Below are 19,398 nucleotides of genomic sequence, written 5' to 3'. Positions count from 1 at the left end.
CTTATTGGGCTTCCTGCGAAACCGCTACAGGCGCCGCATTATCCTTGGTTTTGGATAGGAAAATATTTAGAATGATGGCGGTCAGCGAACCGGACACGATGCCGTTCTGCAGCAACATTTTGGCAAACTCAGGCAGTTGGTCGAACATGGCAGGCAGCGTAGCTGAACCAAGACCTACTGCGATACTGCAGGCAGCAATCAGCAGGTTGCCGTCCTTGCGCAGATCTACTTCCGACAGAATTGACATCCCAGAGGCAGCTACCGAGCCAAACATTACGATCATGGCTCCGCCAAGCACTGCATTAGGAATGACAGTAGTCAGTGCAGCAAGCTTAGGCAGCAGACCAAGCACGATCATAATTCCGCCTGCGGCAAAAATAACATTGCGTGTCTTCACGCGCGTCAGAGAGATCAAGCCAACATTCTGGGAGAATGCGGTATACGGGAAGGCGTTGAAGATCCCGCCCAGCATAATGGCAAGGCCTTCCGAGCGCAGTCCGTTCACAATTTGCTTCTGCTCTACCTTCTGATCTGTCGCACGGCCTACTGCAAAGTAGACGCCTGTGGACTCGACCATACTAACGATATTCACGATAATCATAGTCACGATCGCCGTCAGATTGAACTCCGGCCAGCCGAAGTAGAAAGGCTGGGCAATGCTCACCCAAGAGGCTTCACTTACAGAGGAGAAATGCACGATACCCATACCGTAGCCGATGGCCGTACCGACAACCAATCCGACCAGAACGGATACCGAGCGGAGGAAGCCAGTCGCCAGACGATTGACGAGCAGGATGACCAGTAGTGTAATCAGGCCCAGCAGCAGATTGCGGGGCTGTCCGAAGTCAGGACTGCCTTGGCCGCCAGCCACGTTGTTCATGGCTACCGGGATTAACGAAAGACCAATGATCGTTACGACAGAGCCAGTAACGATAGTCGGGAAGAACTTCAGCAGCTTGCCATATAAGGGAGCCGCCAACACGACGAATATACCTGAAATAATAATAGCTCCGTAGGCCGTCGCCAGATTGCTGGAGAGGGAGATCGCAATGATCGGACCTACGGCCGTAAAGGTACAGCCGAGAATGACCGGCAGACGGCTGCCGAAATACTTGGTGCCCATGACCTGCAGCAGTGTTGCCAGCCCGCAGGTGAATAGGTCGGCGGCGATCAGATACGCCATCTGCGTATTGTTAAGCTTCAGCGCGCCTCCCACAATCAGCGGGACAATGACCGCGCCGGCATACATCGCCAGTACATGCTGAAGCCCGAGTGTGAATACTTTTTGTTTGCTTAACATCCTGCACTCTCCTTCATTAATTGTGATTCTACCTTTGTATCATTGTCTATAAAATGAATCTCCCCTGGTGCCATAGAAGATATACGGGCCAAAGAATGAACGTTGATGCCCCGCTGCTCCAGCAGTCCACGTCCTTCCTGGAAGCTCTTCTCAATCACGCAGCCTACGCCGAGCAGTTCTGCGCCCGCCTCCTCGATAATATCAGCCAGCCCCACCAGGGCTGCGCCCGTAGCCAGAAAGTCATCGACAACGAGTACCTTATCTTCGGGCCCAAGATATTTTTGCGAAATGCTAATTTGGTAATCTTCCTGACGGGTGAAAGAATGTACAGGAGCAGAATATACTGCTTCGGATAGAGTGACTGCCTTTCTTTTCTTGGCATAGATGAACGGAACGCCCAGGGCAATCCCCGCAGCCATCGCAAACTGAATTCCGCTGGCCTCCACCGTGAGTATTTTTGTAATCGGCAAGTGACCGAAGATCCTCTTAAACTCTTGCCCGATCGCCAGTGCCAGCTCCGTATCGACCTGATGGTTCAGAAAGGAATCCACCTTCAGCACCTTGTCCGATAGAATCAAGCCCTCTTGTCTAATGCGTTCCTCTAGTACCTTCATAATGAAAATTCGTCGCCCCTTCTCATGTTGAAAAATAAAAAAGGACAGACTCCTTGAGCAGTTTCTCTCAAGTGAATCTGTCCTTCTGGGTTTTTGTCCCTTAGTGGTGTAACACATTATAGTGTCCGCATCGCTTGGACCAGTCCTTCTTCGCCGCAGCAGCAGAAGCGGAACCCTAGATGCGCTACTTCACTCATAGTCGGACAATTACATTGGTCATCCGGTAGAAACTTATGGGCCATATCCCCATGATTATATGAGTTTTTATGAATATTCCGATTGAATACTTTGTTTATCTTACACGGTCAGCTCAGGTGTTACAAGCAAAATTTTAAGGGTGTTTCTCCCTGCCTTAATGAAATAAACCATTTCATCCATTTCGCAAAACATGGTTATCCCCTGCTCTAAAAACAAACTCCCGGGGCTCTGATCCAGAGTTCCCGGGAGTCGGTTATACCATTTTAATTTCAAGCAATTCGTACTTGATGACGCCAGCAGGTGCATTAACGTGGATAACATCGCCGACTTTCTTTCCCAGCAATTCCTTGCCTAGAGGACTCTCATAGGACAGCTTGTTGTCCAGCACATCTGCCTCGGCTGGGCCGACGATCTTATAGTCGATTTTCTCCGCATATTCAATATCGTTCAGCGTGACCGTCGCCCCTACACTAACCGCGGAGAGATCCACACTGCTCTCATCCACGATCCGGGCCTTAGTCAGCATCTTCTCCAAAATCATGATCCGAGTCTCCATGAACGACTGGTCTTCCTTCGCAGAGTGGTATTCGCTGTTCTCCTTCAAGTCCCCATAGCTGATTGCCAGCTTCAGACGTGCGGCCAGTTCCTTCCGCTTGACGGTCTTCAGGTCTCTGAGCTCATCTTCCAGCTTGGCCAACCCTTCTTTGGTTAACAATACCTCTTCATTGGACATATTCTACAACTCCTATTTGGCTTTCCTTTACTGTAGTGTAACCTATATTGGCCAAACTTGCGAAAAGAAAACGCGAAACCAGACGATAATCTACGATTTAAAATCTTTGCAAGAACTTTCCGTCTGCTGGAAAGTATAAACTTACTGTACCATAGTCGCATGAATGTTCCACGTTTCCAGGAATATGCCTCTAAAATAACTACAGTAAGGAGTATGGCATGTGAATCTCAAACCGACTAAAAGCAAGCTCAAGAAGACTTATGGATGGCTGCTTATTACACTTATTCTGTCGCTGCTCACCCCTATTCCTCTCTCCTCAACGACCCAGGTCGCTTCAGCATCCAGTTCAGGATCTGCCCAGTATGATGTCGTTGTGATTGGAAGCGAAATTCAGGGCGTCCTGCTGGCCAGAGAGGCGCGGAATCAGGGATTGAACGTACTGATTCTAGACCCGCGCAATCGTCCGGGCGGCGAATTAATTCAGGGTCAGATGTTTTTCCTGGATGATGTGAACGACAACAGCAAGAAGAACCTGGTTCAAGGCGAGATCAAGAACCTCTTCAATGACTACAAGAAAGGCAAGATCCGCAAGGCTGCCGATTTCGAGCTCTATTATGAGAAATTACTCCAAGGCATTCCGCTGAAGAGCGGCATCACCATTGATTCCGTGTCCACCTTGAGTGGTGCCAAGGATAAGTCCCTGCAATCCCTGACTTACCGTCTCAAGGACGGTTCCAAAACTAACGTCACCTCCAGATACTGGGTGGAAAATACAGACTTCAATGCCCTATCCGGTAAGCTTGCTGGCAAGCGTATCCCCGGAATGGAAACCCTGTACAACGGCAAAAAGCCGGATTACATGGCAGCTACTTATATGCTGAACTTTAAGAATGTGGATTGGGGCAAGCTGCACCAGGCTGTTTTGAAAGACTATCCATTAACCAACGTGGCCAAAAAATATGGTCCTAACACCTATGTAGACTGGCAATTTGCCACCGGCTTCAGCAACATTACCAGCCAGTACAAGGCACTAACTACGCTATTGAAGCTGCGCGGGCTGAACGTAACCTATCAGAAGGATGGCCAGGCCATCATCAACGCTCTGCTCATTTATGATGTCGATCCTGCTGACCCCATCTCTGTACAGGGTGCGGTAGCCAAAGGCCGTGCTGAAGCGCCGCACATCTTGAGTTTCCTGCGGGCCAATATCCCTGGTTTCGCCAAGGCGGAGCTGAACGGCTTCCCTGACTATCTGTACATCCGCGACTATAACCGGTTCGAGACGAAATATGTTCTGGACTACCCTGATCTCATGGACAGCAAGATGTTCTGGGATAATGTCAGCATCGGCGGCTATTCGATAGATCTGCAAGGTACGCGGGCCATTCCAACCGGCATCGGCTTCGGCAAGCCGGATCGTTACGGCCTCCCGCTGCGTTCGTTCGAGCTGAAATCCTATGATAATGTGCTGGTAACTGGAAAAAATGTCGGTGCTGCCATCAAGGCATACGGCAGCGCCAGAATTATGCCAACCACAGCGCTTGCCGCACAAACGATTGGGATTATTTTAGGACGAGAAAAGAATAAGCGGCTGGTTGACCTGACACCGGCCGATTTCAAGATAATCCATCAGTACTTGGCCAAGGATTATAAGATCGTGCTGCAATAGCAAAGCAAGAGCAAGAATACCGGTGAATGAGCATTGACGGATCAGGACGAAGCTGGTAGATTGAATCTAAATCATACAATTCAACTCGGAATTAATACTTTTAAGCTAAAGGGGTTGTTATCATGAATTTTGTATTTTTCTCCCCTCACTTCCCGAAGAACAGCACAGAGTTTTGTTACCATCTACATGAACAGGGAGCAACTGTGTTAGGGATTGGCGATGTCGAGTATGCCCACTTGGAGGACAAGCTGACAACCTCGCTTACAGAGTATTACAAGGTAAGGGATCTGGAGAATTATGATGAGATTCTGCGGGCCGTAGGGTACTTCACCCATAAATACGGCAAAATCGACCGCTTCGAATCCCTGAACGAATACTGGCTGGAACAGGACGCCCGCATTCGAACCGATTTCAATATCTATGGCACCAAAACGGATTTTGTGTATAACCTAAAGCAAAAGTCCAAGATGAAAGAGTTTTTTCATAAAAGCGGTGTAAGTACCGTGCAGTTCTCTACAGGAACCACCCATGCTGACATTGATCCCTTCCTTCAGACCGTCGATTTCCCTCTGGTCGTTAAGCCTGACCTTGGTTCAGGAGCCAGCATGACTTACAAGATCAGCAATGAAGAAGAACTGAACGAATTTTTTGCAACTAAGCCCGGGGACGTGGCTTTTATCATCGAGGAATTCATCGACGGCATCATCCTCACCTATGACGGACTGGTCGATATTAATGGGACCGTGCGTTTTGCGACTAGCCACCGTTTTGAGCAAAGTGTCATGGACGTCGTCAACAATGATGATCATCTCTTCTACTTCTGCCTCAAGTACATCAGTCCGGATGTGGAGCAGGCAGGCAAGAGTATTCTGAAGGCTTTCGATATTCGCGAACGCTTCTTCCATATTGAGTTGTTCAAATCGAACAAGGATGGCCGGATCATTGCGTTGGAGGTCAACATGCGGCCGCCCGGAGCCTGGATGACGGATGCTATCAACTACACTCATGATATCGATGTATACAAGGAATGGGCCTCCATGATTGTCCATAACGAGGTTGGTGGTCCCTACGAAGGCAAATACTACACCGGTTATGCCAGCCGTAAAAATCACAAAACCTATACTTATAGCCATGAAGATATTCTGGCCACCTTTGGCGCAAATATCGTCCATTTCAATGTGATCGAGGAGGTATTTAGCAGGGCCTCAGGGAACAGCGCCTATCAATTCCGTGCAGAAGATCTGGATAAGATCAGACAGATTGTCCGCTATATCCAACAAGAAGAACAGGGAGTGTGAGGATGAGGATAAGCTATCATAAAGAGTACAGTCATTTTCTGAACCGTGATATGGAGTATAAAATCTATGGCCATACCGGCAAGCCGATGCTGGTATTCCCCACCTCGCTGGGCAGATTCTATCAATATGAAGACTCTGGCATGGTGAACACGCTCCGGGAATTTATCGATGCCGGAAAATTGCAGATTTGGGCCTGCGACAGCATTGATGAGGAGACCTTTTTCTCTACGCACTGGAATATTGAAGACAGGGTCGCCAGACATGAGCAATACGATAAGTACATTACTCAAGAGCTAGTACCTGGTATCCTTCAGCAGAGCAAATGGAATAACGGCGGTGACGAGCAGCGCATCCTGATCTCCGGCTGCTCCATGGGCGCTTATTACAGCGGCAACTTCTTCTTCCGTTATCCGCAATATTTCGATACCTTGATTGCCCTTAGCGGGGTTTACTCTACAAGATATTTCTTTGGGGATTATGTAAGTGAATCTGTCTATTTCAACTCACCACTGGACTATCTGCCCCAACTGCACGATGACTATTACCTGAACCAGTACAGGCACAGCAGCATCATCATTTGCTGCGGCCAGGGTGCTTATGAAGACGAGATGCTGGAAGAGACACACCTGCTACAGGATCTGCTGGAACGCAAGGAGATCCCGGCACGTATCGACTATTGGGGCACAGATGTCGACCATGACTGGCCCTGGTGGAACCGGCAAATTCATCATTATGTCAGCGACTGCCTCTAAGTCCTGATGACGTTAAAGCGCCCCGGGCATCCTGCCCGGGGCGCTCTTGTGATTGTCTTGTCGTTATGCCTTATGCTTCCGGCAAGTTGTCTTTGCAGAACTGCAGCAGCTCTGCTTCCTCATCTTCTTCCAGGTCGAACTCCAGAATCTGGTGAGTTGTCGTCCCCAGCAGATCATAGGTCACGATACTGGTAACATCATCTTCGACCTTCACAATGGTCCGTGCGGTAACGCCGCCGTCCACATACAACTCATCGTCCTCGTCAATATCCAGATGAACCATAAACTCATATCGTTTGCCGGAAATAATTCCGAACGGGTCCTTGATATGTTCCACTATGTAGCTTTTAACTGTTAACACTGCTCCATCAGCCTCTTTTCCTCGTAACTGCCGCTTACCTGTATCATAACCTAACATCCGCTGGGCGGCAAACGGGGTTGAGTATCCATAAGTTCTGATGTCTTCTTGAGCACAGACAGCATCTGTGTTTAGGCATAATAAAAGACGTCCCCGAAGGGACGCCCGCAATATCATGCTTAGCCAGCCGCAACTGTATCCTGTGCAGACTTGCCTTCTTTAGTCTTCTTGATCTGCTTACTGCGCAGCTGACCGCAAGCAGCATCAATATCGGTTCCGTGCTCCAGACGGGTGCTGACGCTAACGCCCTGTTTCTTGAGTGTATCAAAAAACGCGCGCACCGTTTCCCGCTCAGGTCTCTGATACTGGCCATGCTCATCCACCGGATTGTACGGGATCAAGTTCACGTTGACGAGCTGTCTCCGATCCCCGATCAGTTCCGTCAGCTCCAGCGCTTGCTCCCGCTGGTCATTCACATCCTTTAACAGAATGTACTCCAGCGTAAGTCTCCGATTGGTCTTCTCCAGATAATAATCGATGGCAGGCATCAATTTCTCCAACGGAATGGCGCGGTTAATCTTCATAATCCGTGTCCGTAGCTCATTGTTAGGCGCATGCAAAGACACAGCAAGGTTCACCTGAAGATTGGCGTCGGCGAATTCTCTGATCTTATCGGCCAGACCACTTGTCGATACTGTGATGCCTTTTCCGGCAATCGCCAAGCCCTTATGATCCTTGATGACTCCAAGGAAGTCGACCATGTTCTTAAAGTTATCGAACGGCTCACCAATCCCCATCACGACCACATGGCTTACTCGCTCGCCTTTTCCTTTACTGTCGAGATCGAGTTGCACCTTCATGATTTGCTCTACAATTTCTCCAGCTGAGAGGTCCCGGCTCTTGGCCAATAGTCCGCTGGCACAGAAACTACAACCAATATTGCAGCCCACCTGTGTGGTTACACAGACAGACAAGCCATATTTTTGCCGCATGAGTACAGTCTCAATCAGGTTGCCATCCTTCAAACGGAACAAGAACTTGATCGTGCCATCTGTAGATTCCTGCTTCACATGCTCTTCCATCGTACGAATCACGAAGTGGTCAGCCAGCAGGGCGATACAGTCTGTATTTACATCCGTCATCTCGGCGAAGTCTGTGACCCGTTTCCGGTACAGCCATTCCCACACCTGGGTGGCCCGGAATTTCTTATGCCCATGTTCCAGCAGCCATGACGTCAGTTGTTCAAAAGTCAATCCATAAATGGATTCTTTATTCATTGGTTATCCTCTTTTCAACACATAAAGTCCAGTCTATTCTAGCGTGTTCCAGCCAGGCTAACAATGCCTATTTATTGTCTCAAATTTTTTTTATTAAAACAAGGGTAGTAAACAAAAGCCTGCGAACTTATTAGAATTACACAAAAAAACATTTATTAGAAGACTATGTAAATATAAGTATGATAAAGTATTGTAATATCTACAAGAAAAGGAGATTGTTTACGTGCCAAATCCTGTGTACGGTAAAAATGCAGTGAAGCTTAAAAGCTCTGTAAAGATTGCAAGCCCGATATGGGCCCTGGTTGTTGCATTTATCCTATTCTTAGTCTGGACCCCTTTTCAAATCGGTTTATTTAATGGGCTTAGGGCGGATTTTGAGAAACCTCTGTATATAGCTGCCTTAATAAGCCTCTTGATGCTGCTGGGCTGGATCGCTCTGGATGCTGCCAAATTCAAAATAACCGAGCAGCGTGATCTCATCCCTTTGGCTGCTGTGCTGCTGCCGGTTACATACAACCTGTCCTTATTCGTTGCCGTGTCCAATTATACAGCTATGAATATGATGTTCATCCAGAGCATGTTTGCAGCGATATTCATAATTTCAGTCTACCTGCTGAAGCAAGTAAGGATAAACATTATTCTCCAGCATAGCCTGCTTGCTATCGCTTATTTTATCGTAGCCTTCGGACTACTGAACTGGCTGGGAAGCTGGAAACTGGCCGGCTCTCTGGTTGGCTGGTTCTCTGGAACTGTATACGAAGGAAAATATAACGATGCGGTAATGATCGACTCCAACGGCTTGCGACTGACTTCCATTTTTCAATACGCCAATACATATGCAGCCTTCCTGATGGCCTTCCTCTTCGTGGCCTTATTCGCCCTGATTCGTACCCGAAAGAGATATGCTAGGCTGGCTCACGGATTTATGCTGGTCCCCATCATCGTGTCCATCCTGCTAACGCTATCACGCGGTGGACTGGTCATGCTGCCGGTTGTTTTCATCCTGCTGCTCCTGTTCCTGAAGCCTTTGCAGCAGATCCTATGGATCGTACATCTTGGCATCGCCGGTATCATCTCACTAATTATTGCTGCACCTGTCACAAGCGCAGGTATTGCACTAAATGAGGTATACACCTCTTCCGCCGCTCTAAAGGGATGGGGATATCTCCTGGGAGGCTCCCTGGTCTCTACCGCGTTAAGCTGGCTAATTCAGCGTCATGTCGCACCCCGGTTAGGAGATAAGCTACGCAGACTGGATTCACGCAGATGGTCTGGACTGTGGATTCCACTGGGATCCGTACTGTTAGTCGGAGTCATCGCCTTCCTGTTTATCAGCACCAGCATGAAGCATATTCTGCCGGCCAATATGGAGACGCGGCTTGAGAATATTAATTTTAATCAGCATAGTGTGCTTGAACGGATTACCTTTTATAAGGATGCAGTAAAGGTTATGAAGGATTATCCGGTGCTCGGTGCCGGAGGGGGAGGCTGGGCCGCTCTATATGAACATTACCAGAACAACCCCTATATCAGCTTCCAGGTACATAACTTTTTCCTGCAGTATCTGATAGAGGTTGGCATTCTGGGATTTATCATTTTCATGGGCTTTATTCTTTATATTTTCTATAAATACATTCTGGGCTATGTAAAAAGAGAAAAAGACGAATTCACCAATGGCTTCTTCTATCTCATTATTGCACTGTCTATCCTGCTTCACAGTCTGCTCGACTTCAATTTAAGCTATGCCTTTATGGGCATATTGGTCTTCATCGGCTTGGCTGGAATGGCCGTAGCGATGGACAGCAAGCCGCTAAAGCGAAACTGGAATAAGCAATGGCTGCGCTGGGGGTATTTCTCCGTGCTCGGAGCAGGCTCATTAATTCTGCTGTTCATCCTGGTCGGTTATATCAGTTCAACCAATGCGCTTGCCAAAGGTAAACAGCTGCTTCGTGTCAGCCAGATGTACGAAGAAATCAAGGAACCGTTCATTAAGGTACTGAATCAGCGCCCGGGTCACCCTGAAGCGACATTATATCTCTCTTCTCTCGATCAGCAGGTATTTAATCAGACTTTGAACGAGCAGTTCCTTGACGAGTCCTATCAATTAGTTATGAGAGCGCTCAAGAACGAGCCTTACAACAAGCAGCTACTGACCCAATTGGCCGCTTACTATGACCTCAAAGGTCAAGGTGATCTAGCCCTAGGCGTGTATCGTGATCATGCTAAAGATTTCGTCTGGGATATTAAATGGATTGATACATTAATCAGTCGCTCTTTCGCCATGGGGGCTGAGGCCAATACCCTGAAGGACGACGCTAGAAAACAAGCATACTTCAACACCGGCCTTGAAGCCTATGCTAAGGTGCTCGCTGGCGTAGAGTATTTGAAGACATTACCTCCGGAGCAATTGCAAGGACGTCCATACTCTGTCACACCGACCATTGCATTGAATGTAGGTAAAATGCAGTTGTTGACCGGTGAACCGGAAAAAGCAGAAGCCACACTAGAGCTTGGATTCAATGAGGCTTACGCCGATCTCTTATCCAGCAGCAATCTCTGGGAAATGGATTGGTACGACACACTAATCAGCCGTGCCTATGAGTTGGAACTAGCTGCATTCAAGAGGGAAGATGAAGACAATATGGAGGCCAATTTAAGCGTCGGACTTCAAGCATACAGCCAAATTGTTGCCGATCTGGAATACCAGAAGACACTTTCGCCTGAAGAGCTTCAGGGGAAACAGCTAGCTATTCCTCCTGCTATTACGCTGAATGTCGGCAAAATGAAAATGATTACCGGGAAGCTGCAAGACGCAGCCGCTACTTTCAAATCAGGTCTGACCGAAGATTACAGTGACGCTACAAATCGTGAAATGGCTCGCTGGTATCTCGCCGCCCTGAAAAGGTCGAACGCAGATCTCGACCAAACCGTTTATGACCAGCTGCTGGCAGCCGATCCTGCGGCAATAGAGCAGGTGGATACCGCTGCTGCCTTACAATTTTAGCCCTATCGTGTTCCTGAAGAATCCATTGTTTTAATGCTAAGAAGCGTATCCGGAAAATTCACGGATACGCTTCTTAACTTTTGCTACTTGAATATAACAAATTTCAGATCCTTCGCTATCAGGTACTCGATAATTTCAGGCAAAGCTTCCACCGTTATTTTCTTCTCATGCAGGAGGAAGATCGCCCCAGAGGGATCAACGTTATGGAAATACTGAATCAGGTCTTCCGGTGCCTTCTTCCGCCAATCCTCCGTGTCTCGATTCCACATGAGAACCTTCATCTGCTGCTCCGTCACCTTACGGGATACCTTGGCATCTATGGCTCCATAAGGCGGACGGAAGAGGGAAATCGGCGCACCTGTAATCTTTTGCAGCGCTTGATTAGCCTTCATCAGGTTCGCCTTATTCACGGCTTCGCTGTTCGCCGTCAGCTTGCTATGGTCCCAGGAATGATTGCCAATTGTCATCCCCTTGGCCAAGGCATATCTAGCCTCATCGGGATGATGCACCACATTTTTCCCTATAAACAGAAAGGTCGCTGCCACACCATGCTCCACCAGAATATCCACGATCTCCTGGGTATACTTGGATGGCCCGTCGTCAAAGGACAACGCAACGTATCCCTTGGGCAGTTTAGAGGTATACTTGCCCTTGTCTATGACAACCTCTTCAATTGGCAGAGCCTGTTTCTGGGGTTTCTGGGACGCTTGCGGAGGAACTTCAGGTTCTGTAGAGGGAGGGAGTGGAGCATTGTTGGAGGCATTGTTTGGATCAGGAAGAGCAGGCACAGGAAAGCTGGCCTTCGGCTGCTCTGTAATTTCAGAGTGCTCGAGTGCCTCTTCATTCTTGACCGATAGCGCTCGGTCTTCGCGTAAGGGGGACAACAGCAATAGAATACACACTAAGGCGAGTAGTACAACAGGGCCTATACGCCGCTTCACGAGCGATTTAGCTCGCGATTTTACATAATCAGCAACACTGCTTATCCGTTCTCTTTGGAATGGCATCTGCAGAAGCTCAGGCACCGTCTCCTCCGCTTGGTCAATACGTTCTATTGCTCTCAATTGATTCAGCTGTGACACATAATACTGGGAACAAGCAAAATAAAGCGTCTCATTGAAGGTAGACTTCATTCTGATGAGCGTACTGAAATATATATTCCGAAATGGGTCCCATTTGGGGTACAGTGATAATCTCACTCTGTCCGAGTCAAAGGGCCCCAGTGCATTCAATTGGCTATATGTATATTCATCCAGTTCAAGAATACGTGTATGATACCCGTTACCGTCCGTTAAGCCTACCTCAATCTCATAACCGTTTGGTCCCTGACCAAGCGACAATAGCTCTATCATTACCGTGCTACTGGTTTCACTTACAGACATAGCGTCTATGCGTCCCCGTTTCCTTCTTTGCGCTCGTTACTCGTGTTACCAAAAGGTATCGACATACGGTTGGTAAAGTCGCTGATCATATTTGAGAGGTAGGTTTTTTCTTGCCGCACGGTGTCGTATTTCTGTTTCAGATGAGCATTCTCGGTTTCCAGACGTCCCATCTTCTCTTCCAGCTCATTCATTTTCTTGAGTTTTTCCGCATGTGCTTCATTGTGCTTCTGCACTAGATTCACATATTTCTGTTGCTCCAGGTCAATGTTATTCTTGAGCTCGTCGATTTCGGTAGACAGGGACGCCTGAAGCTCCCGGTAATCTTCCAGCACCTGATCAACCTTCAGATTCTTTTCGATCAGCTTCTTCTCAAGCTCCATAACGTTCTTTTCTCTTTCTTCGATGACCTTGCTAAGATTCTTAATGTCCCGGTTGAGTCGCTCTACATGCCCGTTCGTATGTGTAAGGCGATCCTGAAGCTCATGAATGTTCGTCTCGGCATGCTGTCTGGCCTGAATCATCTGCTCTACGGCAAAGATCAAATCAAGCGATTTTTTATCAAGCTGCGCTTTACCTGTCGAAATCATACCCACTGGCTGCTCTACGACATCCACGATCTCTGTTTCGATTTCAGATTCTTCGGCAATTTGCATCTTTTGAACCATATCTGGCCTCTGCTGCTTATCGGCTGATTCTTTCTTTTTAAAAAAGGGAGAAATCATCTATTCCAATCACCTCAATTATAAATGTCAAAATATGTCGACCCTTTACGAGTCTATTATAGTTTAATTGATCAGGTGATTAGTGAGCCTTTATATCTAACTTTGTTATTTGTTACTAAAGACCTATTTTGCAAAGCGAAGGATCTAAACGCCTTTTTCTAGGCCATGTTCCCTATAAAAAAGCACCCTTACGGGTGCCTAGATGTGGATCTTATTCATTCAAACTGCTTCGAAAATTGCTTGACGATACCCTCGCTGAGGATATCTGACAGCATGAGCATATGGTTTAAATTTTTGTCGAAAACAGCAATATCGGCGCCCCATTTCTTGCCGAGCCTTGTGACCACCTCTTCCGTAACATATTGTAGATGGGTGTACAATATCTCCTTCAGCTCCTTTTCTGACCAATTGGGATTAAGGCTGCTGAGGAATTTGGCGATCTCGTCGGCATTTTGGTGCCACTCTTTATTGTATTTGTCCAGATCGGTCTTATTTCCAGCTTTCGCAGCATCAAGAACCTTGCCGGCTAGCAGGATATGATCCTTCAGCAGCTCAGCCAGCTTATTGCCTGCAGCCTCTCCATAAAACGGCTTGAAGGCATCTCCGAGATCCTGCTGGTTCTTCAGCAATCTCTTCAGTGTCTCGTCCTTGTCTTCAAGGCCTGCCAAAGCGCTGACAATATAGCTTCTTGTCCAGAGGACGTGATCGGTCCACAGCTTTCTGAGATCCTCTTTGAGCTTGACCTTCGCTGGGCTCACACATTGCTTCCCCGCACGAGCAGACGCACTCTCTGCCGCTTGAGCCGATGGCGGGTTCACGCTGATTGTAACGAATGCGCACAGCAATATTAGCTTTAACCATCTACTCATGAAATACCTTCTCCTTTAAACTGGGAATTCAACATCGTGTCTAGTGTGAACTAACCCGTCTATTTCATTCATCGTTTCAGATTCAGGCCCTTTCATCGTCTGTCGCTTCCCCCTATAATGGTTGTGAATATAGCCAAGGAGGGCTCCTATGCTTGAGAATCAGGAAGTAGTTATCGGAGTAGATGGTGGAGGCACCCATACTCGTGTAATGGTTAGTAGCCTGGATGGACGTATTCTCTCTTATGTCGAGAGCGGGGCAGCTTGGGTACATAAAGATTTGCAGGCCACACACAACGTAAAACAAGGGATACAAGAGGCTTTGCAAGTAGCAGGCAGGACACTGGGCGATGTGAGAGGACTTGCGGCCGGCATTGCTGGATACGATTCGGAAGAGGATCTGGAATGGGTTAAAGCGCTAACTGCAGTGGAGGGACTGGACTGCCCTAAATGGCATTACAATGATGCGGTCGCTGCACATTACGGCGCTCTTCTAACGAAGCCCGGCATCGTTGCCCTTTCCGGCACAGGCTCCATCATTATGGCCTTGAAGGAAGACGGTGAATATCTTCGGAATTATGATTTTCACCATTATACGCGCAGCGGAGCCCGCTTCCTGGCTTATGATGCTGTATATGAAGTGCTGGCAGGGCATGCGGACGGAACAGATCAGCAGCTGACCCGGGACATGCTCCGTCACTGGGACGCAGGCACGGTTCAGGACCTGTGGCAGCTTGGTCAAAGCGGATTCACTCAGGACCGCCGGAACCGGGACCGCAAGTTCGAACAGTTCGCCCCCTTTATCACCGAAGCGGCCTTCAAGGGAAGTTCCCTGGCAAGACGGGTCTCAGACCGGGCTATCTATCAGCTTAAAATGGGGATCGAACTGGTTGCACCTTTTGTAGCGGGAGAGACCGTACTCGTCTCATTCATTGGAAGCGTCATTAACAGCAGCTATTTCACAGAAAAGCTCTCGGCTCTCTTGATGCAAGCCAGCAACCAAATGTACACGATCGTGGAGCCCCGCTTCACGCCCGTCACCGGATCTGTGCTCTATGCCATCAGCCGAGTAACCGGACACGGTATACAAGAAGAGCTTATTAACAATCTGGACAAAAGCGTCCATACCCGCTCCCGGGTATAGAGATAGGGGCAAGAGGTTGGCGGCGAGGGGGGCAATTCGCGGCGCGGAAGGCGGGTCGCTATGCGGGGGGCGGTTAGCGCCGCGGGGGCAGGGCGCTTTACGGAGAGCGGGTCGCGGTTGTCTGGGTGAAGCCCCATTCGTGCGTTTTTCAGAGCAGCGGCTACGTTTCCTGGGCGAGCCACTGTCTGCATAATCTCCCGCTCCGCTATTCCTTTTATCTAGAACTCATTAAAGTAACAAACAAAGCCTGGAAAAAAGAGAGATCATAATAATGATGCTCTGAAGTGTAATTAACAGCATTTTTGTACCCTAAATCATCTGCAGCTAAGGGTTTATTTGAATTAAAGGCAATATTGTACCTTAAATCTTCCAAAATGGCCCTTTTAGCGTTCTTTTCCCAAAAATAAGATACAATAATGCCCTTATACCAGTTATTTTTCTATATTTAACAAATATAAGGTACAAAAATGCCGTTAGTTGGGGTGGCTGAGCTCTTTTTCATTTATTCAACGGTGCGCTGGCTCATTGCCGGCAGGTGTTAGGTCAGTCGTAGTGAATCCATCGGCTAACGACAGGATAACAGAAGCTGGCTTGATGCAAATCCGTAGATGCCGCAATTTCAGTGCGTGGGTCCGCAAAAAATAAACGCCTGCCCAAGGACTGACGTTTACTTTGTTTAAATCCTATTATTTGTAGAACACTTTATCTACATTGTATTTGGCTTTTCCGGTATTGATGATGTACGTCTCATAGATCTCTCTGTCCACCGCATCTTCCACGAGGCATACTTCAATCTTGGTAACTTCATCACGATGCTGCTTGATTGGCGATACAGTGTCTTCAAAATGCTTCTTGATTCTCGGTCTAAGCTTTCTGGCTTTGCCTACAAACAACAGCTCATCCCTGTCATTGTAGAACATAAAAATTCCGCCGTGCTCACGAGTGATCAAGTGGAAATCAGTAAATCCGTAGATGTTGCTAAGTACAGGGTTGTCCTGTTTGGTAATGGTAACTTCCGGTGTCGGAATGGTGATTTTGATCATGGGTAAGATTCACTTCCTCTGTCTATATAGACCTAAATCTTATCACAGTTCATCACGCAACACCATTTCTAACTTCAGCAGATCAGCAGCGGATTCAGGACTTGGGCTTTGTCTTAGCCTGGCGGCGCTTGATGGCTTGAATCGTCTCTGTAATGCCTTTCTCGTAAGAAAGCTCAAAGCTTATGATGAAAAGGACACACCAGCTCCGCCCCATTGTCTTCGGCCTCTGTCTTATCAGACTTATCTTGGTCCTGTCCAGTCCCATCCAACCAACCAGCATAAGCGGCCTTTTGATACCGGAAGCGCGGACGTAGGTCCAGCTCCTTCAAGGTACTGTCATGCCAGATCGGGGTAGTCGAAGGCGACATCGGCGGAATCAGCCAGTTCCAGCGGCCGGAGACCTCACGGCCCACTTCCTGTTCCTGCTGCTGGAACCTGACGAACTGGTCAGCCGCCGTATGATGGTCCACGATGCTGACACCCGCTTGCTTGAACGAATGTAACACCGCACGGTTCAATTCCAGCATGGCCCGGTCTTTCCAGAGCGAGGTGTTCGTAGAGCGGTCCAGCCCCATCAGATCGGCGACTGCCGGCAGGCGATTGTACCTTCCAGTATCCCCAAGATTACGGGAGCCGATCTCGGTCTCCATATACCATCCGTTAAAAGGAGCCGCCGTGTACCGGATACCGCCGATCTCAAGCTGCATGTCCGAGATAATAGGTACCGAATACCAGCGCAGCCCAAGCTCCGGGAAGCGTTCAATCTCGGGATGAGTAAGCGGCACTTCCTTAATGAGAGACTTTGGAATAGGATACCAGCGGGGCTTGCCTTCTCCAATCGAGACCACCAGCGGCAGAATATCAAAGTCACCGCCTGTCCCCTGCCAGCCCAGAGAGCGACATACCGCGGTAAAAGCATCGGAAGCGGGATCACCGAAACGCTCACCACCCGGTGTCTCCGCCGGATAACCGGCATAACGGATCAGTTGATGATTCCAGACGCGAATTCGACTGTCCGGTTCCTCTCCGCTGCGGAATATAGTGATCACAGAGCGGATGCGGCCTCCGTTGCCAGCTCTTTCGATGTGCCGAAGCAGCGCTTCTGCAATCTGGTCCTCCGTCTCTGCCAGACGGGCGTCAATGACCTCCATCGTATGCCAGAACAGACGGCCGATACAGCGGCTGTTATTCCGCCAAGCCATACGCGCTCCATGCGCCAGTTCTTCTCCGGTATGCCGGTAGGTGCCAGTGGCCCGAATCTCTTCCTGCACCTCCAGGATACGCTTCTCCAGCTCCGCTTCAGATGATCCCAATTCTTGATGACACACCCTGAGGAAAAGCTCTGCTTGCGTCTTCAGTTCTTCCACACTACTGTTCTCCATGCTGCCCACTCCCCGATCTACGGCTATCCGCCTCATTTCTTTGATCAAAGTATAACATCTATCCCCTGCCGTCCACATCTTTTGCACAGTACCCTAGCCTGCTTATCCTCATTGCAGCCATGCGCAGTCGCCCGGCAACCCTGTTTCTGTGACCCAAGCTGGAATCACCCTTATACCTATTTTCAATAAATGCCCTATATTTCATGCAAAAATCACTTGCGTGACAGCCTTCCGCATGGCCGATTTCTCAATATTGCCGTATTTTAAAAAATGCCAGTTTTCATTTGTCGTATCGTGATGAAAAAATGTTGTCGCTGTGCTACAATATTGGAATTGCAACGGCAATGGTTAGGGAGGATATTAAATCGCCATGCTTATTATTGGTATCGCCGGCGGCACCGGATCGGGTAAAACCACGGTGGCTCGTTCCGTCATAGACCGGCTTGGGACGGGCAAAGTAACATTCATATCTCAAGATAATTACTATAAAGACCATTCGCATCTCAATATGGAAGAGCGGGCGCTGATCAACTATGATCATCCATTCGCCTTTGACAATGAGCTGATGATTGCGCATCTTAAAGAGCTGAAGCAAGGGCTCGCGGCCCAGGCTCCAGTATACGATTTTACGGTTCATGCACGTTCCACAACGGAGACGGAAGAACTGTTGCCGAACAACATCGTTATCATCGAAGGGTTGCACGTGTTGTCGGACGAGCATTTGCGGGACATGCTGGATATCAAAGTCTTCGTCGATACCGATCCCGATGTACGTATTCTGCGCCGCGTACTTCGCGATATCGAAGAGCGCGGCCGGACCATCCAGTCGATTCACCAACAATATCTGACTACAGTGAAGCCGATGCACGAAGCTTTTATCGAGCCTTCCAAGAAATACGCAGATCTCATTATCCCTGAAGGTGGAGAGAATGAAGTCGGCATACACCTGTTGTCCGTCCTGACCGAGAAATATTTGTCGGGCGATCAAGAGTGGTCCGGAGCGTAAGACGCCGGACACGCAGCAGCGGGAAAGAGAATATGACCGCTGAATTATATAAGAAAAGGCAGACCCGCAGGTCTGCCTTAGGCTGCCGGGAATCCCGGCAGTTTTTTTCTATTTTATAGCGATATAAATCTGTACTTCTACACCCTCCGAGTCAAACTTGCGTGCATCATACTTTTCAAAGTCACCGGTATACGTACGCTTCTCCGGTGAATCCTTGAAATACTGCCAGATCTCCGCCCAAGCCTGCGGGACCACTTCTTCCATCGGCCCTTTTGCAGTCGTGAACACCATATAGCTGCTCCCCGGAACGATAGCATGGGCAATTCCGCTCTCCTTATGGATCTCGGCGCTTCCGTGCTCATGACCAATAAGAATCGTGTAAGCACCTGTGAAGTCACTTTCATAATCCGTATACAGCCCATAGGTCAGATGAGGGTTAGCTGCACCTGTGGCCTCCGCAAGATTAGCTTGGGAGAATTGTTCCCACAGTCCCGGAATCACGCCGTTTGGCCCGGCTTCCTCGGCATTGGTCGTCCGTGCGCTTATTCCTGTCAGGATCATCTCTGGTCTATGAACAATCTCGGTATGCATAGGCTGTGTCCTCTTTTCTCTGTATTTGTAGCTAATTATACAGAGTCAAAGTAGACAGC

Annotated in this window: 18 protein-coding genes and 1 riboswitch; of the genes, 7 read left to right on the top strand and 11 right to left on the bottom strand. The window is 48.5% G+C overall.

Features of this window, described 5'->3' with window-relative positions; all coding sequences use genetic code 11:
- Position 1: 1 nt before the first annotated feature.
- The 3 genes from ACFORK_RS11655 to greA form a co-directional block, all read right to left on the bottom strand.
- On the bottom strand, positions 2-1,300 hold the full coding sequence (locus ACFORK_RS11655; RefSeq protein WP_379198910.1) for a nucleobase:cation symporter-2 family protein: 1,299 nt from the start codon (positions 1,298-1,300) through the stop codon (positions 2-4).
- Positions 1,294-1,914, bottom strand: coding sequence for a xanthine phosphoribosyltransferase (locus tag ACFORK_RS11650; protein WP_379198908.1), 621 nt, complete (start codon positions 1,912-1,914; stop codon positions 1,294-1,296). The genes ACFORK_RS11655 and ACFORK_RS11650 overlap by 7 nt, the downstream gene beginning before the upstream one ends.
- Before the next feature lie 176 nt (positions 1,915-2,090).
- Positions 2,091-2,194: riboswitch (purine riboswitch) on the bottom strand.
- Between the two features lie 171 nt (positions 2,195-2,365).
- Complete coding sequence (gene greA, locus ACFORK_RS11645) at positions 2,366-2,845, bottom strand: transcription elongation factor GreA (RefSeq protein ID WP_379198906.1); 480 nt, start codon at positions 2,843-2,845, stop codon at positions 2,366-2,368.
- Positions 2,846-3,065: 220 nt separating this feature from the next.
- Here greA and ACFORK_RS11640 point away from each other — a divergent pair, with 220 nt between their 5' ends.
- From ACFORK_RS11640 to ACFORK_RS11630, 3 genes are all read left to right on the top strand, one after another.
- The gene (locus ACFORK_RS11640) at positions 3,066-4,514 is read left to right on the top strand and encodes an FAD-dependent oxidoreductase (protein ID WP_379198904.1); all 1,449 of its coding nucleotides are present in this window, start codon (positions 3,066-3,068) and stop codon (positions 4,512-4,514) included.
- A gap of 122 nt (positions 4,515-4,636) precedes the next feature.
- Positions 4,637-5,812 carry an ATP-grasp domain-containing protein gene (locus ACFORK_RS11635; protein WP_379198902.1) on the top strand — a complete coding sequence of 392 codons (1,176 nt, stop codon included), beginning with the start codon at positions 4,637-4,639 and terminating at the stop codon, positions 5,810-5,812.
- Positions 5,813-5,814: 2 nt separating this feature from the next.
- Positions 5,815-6,564: an esterase family protein gene (locus ACFORK_RS11630; RefSeq protein WP_379198900.1), complete on the top strand. Its 750-nt coding sequence runs from the start codon at positions 5,815-5,817 to the stop codon at positions 6,562-6,564.
- A 70-nt stretch (positions 6,565-6,634) separates the two neighbouring features.
- Here ACFORK_RS11630 and ACFORK_RS11625 read toward each other — a convergent pair whose 3' ends face one another.
- Both ACFORK_RS11625 and rlmN read right to left on the bottom strand, forming a co-directional pair.
- Positions 6,635-6,901, bottom strand: coding sequence for a DUF6509 family protein (locus tag ACFORK_RS11625; RefSeq protein ID WP_379198898.1), 267 nt, complete (start codon positions 6,899-6,901; stop codon positions 6,635-6,637).
- A 200-nt stretch (positions 6,902-7,101) separates the two neighbouring features.
- The gene (rlmN, locus tag ACFORK_RS11620; protein WP_379198896.1) at positions 7,102-8,199 is read right to left on the bottom strand and encodes a dual-specificity RNA methyltransferase RlmN; all 1,098 of its coding nucleotides are present in this window, start codon (positions 8,197-8,199) and stop codon (positions 7,102-7,104) included.
- 223 nt (positions 8,200-8,422) lie between these two features.
- Between rlmN and ACFORK_RS11615 the strand changes: the two genes are divergently transcribed.
- On the top strand, positions 8,423-11,203 hold the full coding sequence (locus ACFORK_RS11615) for an O-antigen ligase family protein (protein WP_379198894.1): 2,781 nt from the start codon (positions 8,423-8,425) through the stop codon (positions 11,201-11,203).
- 83 nt (positions 11,204-11,286) lie between these two features.
- Here the strand turns inward: ACFORK_RS11615 and ACFORK_RS11610 are convergent, their stop codons facing one another.
- From ACFORK_RS11610 to ACFORK_RS11600, 3 genes are all read right to left on the bottom strand, one after another.
- Positions 11,287-12,585 carry a polysaccharide deacetylase family protein gene (locus ACFORK_RS11610; protein ID WP_379198892.1) on the bottom strand — a complete coding sequence of 433 codons (1,299 nt, stop codon included), beginning with the start codon at positions 12,583-12,585 and terminating at the stop codon, positions 11,287-11,289.
- A 5-nt stretch (positions 12,586-12,590) separates the two neighbouring features.
- Positions 12,591-13,250 (bottom strand): hypothetical protein, encoded by a 660-nt coding sequence (locus tag ACFORK_RS11605; RefSeq protein WP_379198890.1) that lies wholly within the window; start codon positions 13,248-13,250, stop codon positions 12,591-12,593.
- A 272-nt stretch (positions 13,251-13,522) separates the two neighbouring features.
- Complete coding sequence (locus ACFORK_RS11600; RefSeq protein ID WP_379198888.1) at positions 13,523-14,176, bottom strand: glycosyltransferase; 654 nt, start codon at positions 14,174-14,176, stop codon at positions 13,523-13,525.
- Positions 14,177-14,324: 148 nt separating this feature from the next.
- Between ACFORK_RS11600 and ACFORK_RS11595 the strand changes: the two genes are divergently transcribed.
- The gene (locus ACFORK_RS11595) at positions 14,325-15,317 is read left to right on the top strand and encodes a BadF/BadG/BcrA/BcrD ATPase family protein (RefSeq protein ID WP_379198886.1); all 993 of its coding nucleotides are present in this window, start codon (positions 14,325-14,327) and stop codon (positions 15,315-15,317) included.
- 16 nt (positions 15,318-15,333) lie between these two features.
- Positions 15,334-15,510, top strand: a complete 177-nt coding sequence (locus ACFORK_RS11590; RefSeq protein ID WP_379198884.1) for a hypothetical protein — start codon at positions 15,334-15,336, stop codon at positions 15,508-15,510.
- 493 nt (positions 15,511-16,003) lie between these two features.
- Here ACFORK_RS11590 and ACFORK_RS11585 read toward each other — a convergent pair whose 3' ends face one another.
- Positions 16,004-16,360: a nucleotide excision repair endonuclease gene (locus ACFORK_RS11585; RefSeq protein ID WP_379198882.1), complete on the bottom strand. Its 357-nt coding sequence runs from the start codon at positions 16,358-16,360 to the stop codon at positions 16,004-16,006.
- 173 nt (positions 16,361-16,533) lie between these two features.
- The gene (locus ACFORK_RS11580) at positions 16,534-17,742 is read right to left on the bottom strand and encodes a nitric oxide synthase oxygenase (RefSeq protein WP_379199351.1); all 1,209 of its coding nucleotides are present in this window, start codon (positions 17,740-17,742) and stop codon (positions 16,534-16,536) included.
- A gap of 370 nt (positions 17,743-18,112) precedes the next feature.
- Between ACFORK_RS11580 and udk the strand changes: the two genes are divergently transcribed.
- The gene (gene udk / locus ACFORK_RS11575; RefSeq protein WP_379198880.1) at positions 18,113-18,748 is read left to right on the top strand and encodes a uridine kinase; all 636 of its coding nucleotides are present in this window, start codon (positions 18,113-18,115) and stop codon (positions 18,746-18,748) included.
- Positions 18,749-18,856: 108 nt separating this feature from the next.
- Here udk and ACFORK_RS11570 read toward each other — a convergent pair whose 3' ends face one another.
- Positions 18,857-19,339 (bottom strand): GyrI-like domain-containing protein, encoded by a 483-nt coding sequence (locus tag ACFORK_RS11570; protein ID WP_379198878.1) that lies wholly within the window; start codon positions 19,337-19,339, stop codon positions 18,857-18,859.
- Positions 19,340-19,398 lie beyond the last annotated feature (59 nt).

This window comes from Paenibacillus sp. GCM10012306 (genome assembly GCF_042649265.1).
Taxonomy (GTDB): Bacteria; Bacillota; Bacilli; order Paenibacillales; family Paenibacillaceae; genus Paenibacillus_AQ.
This window is presented reverse-complemented; position numbering and strand designations above follow the sequence as displayed.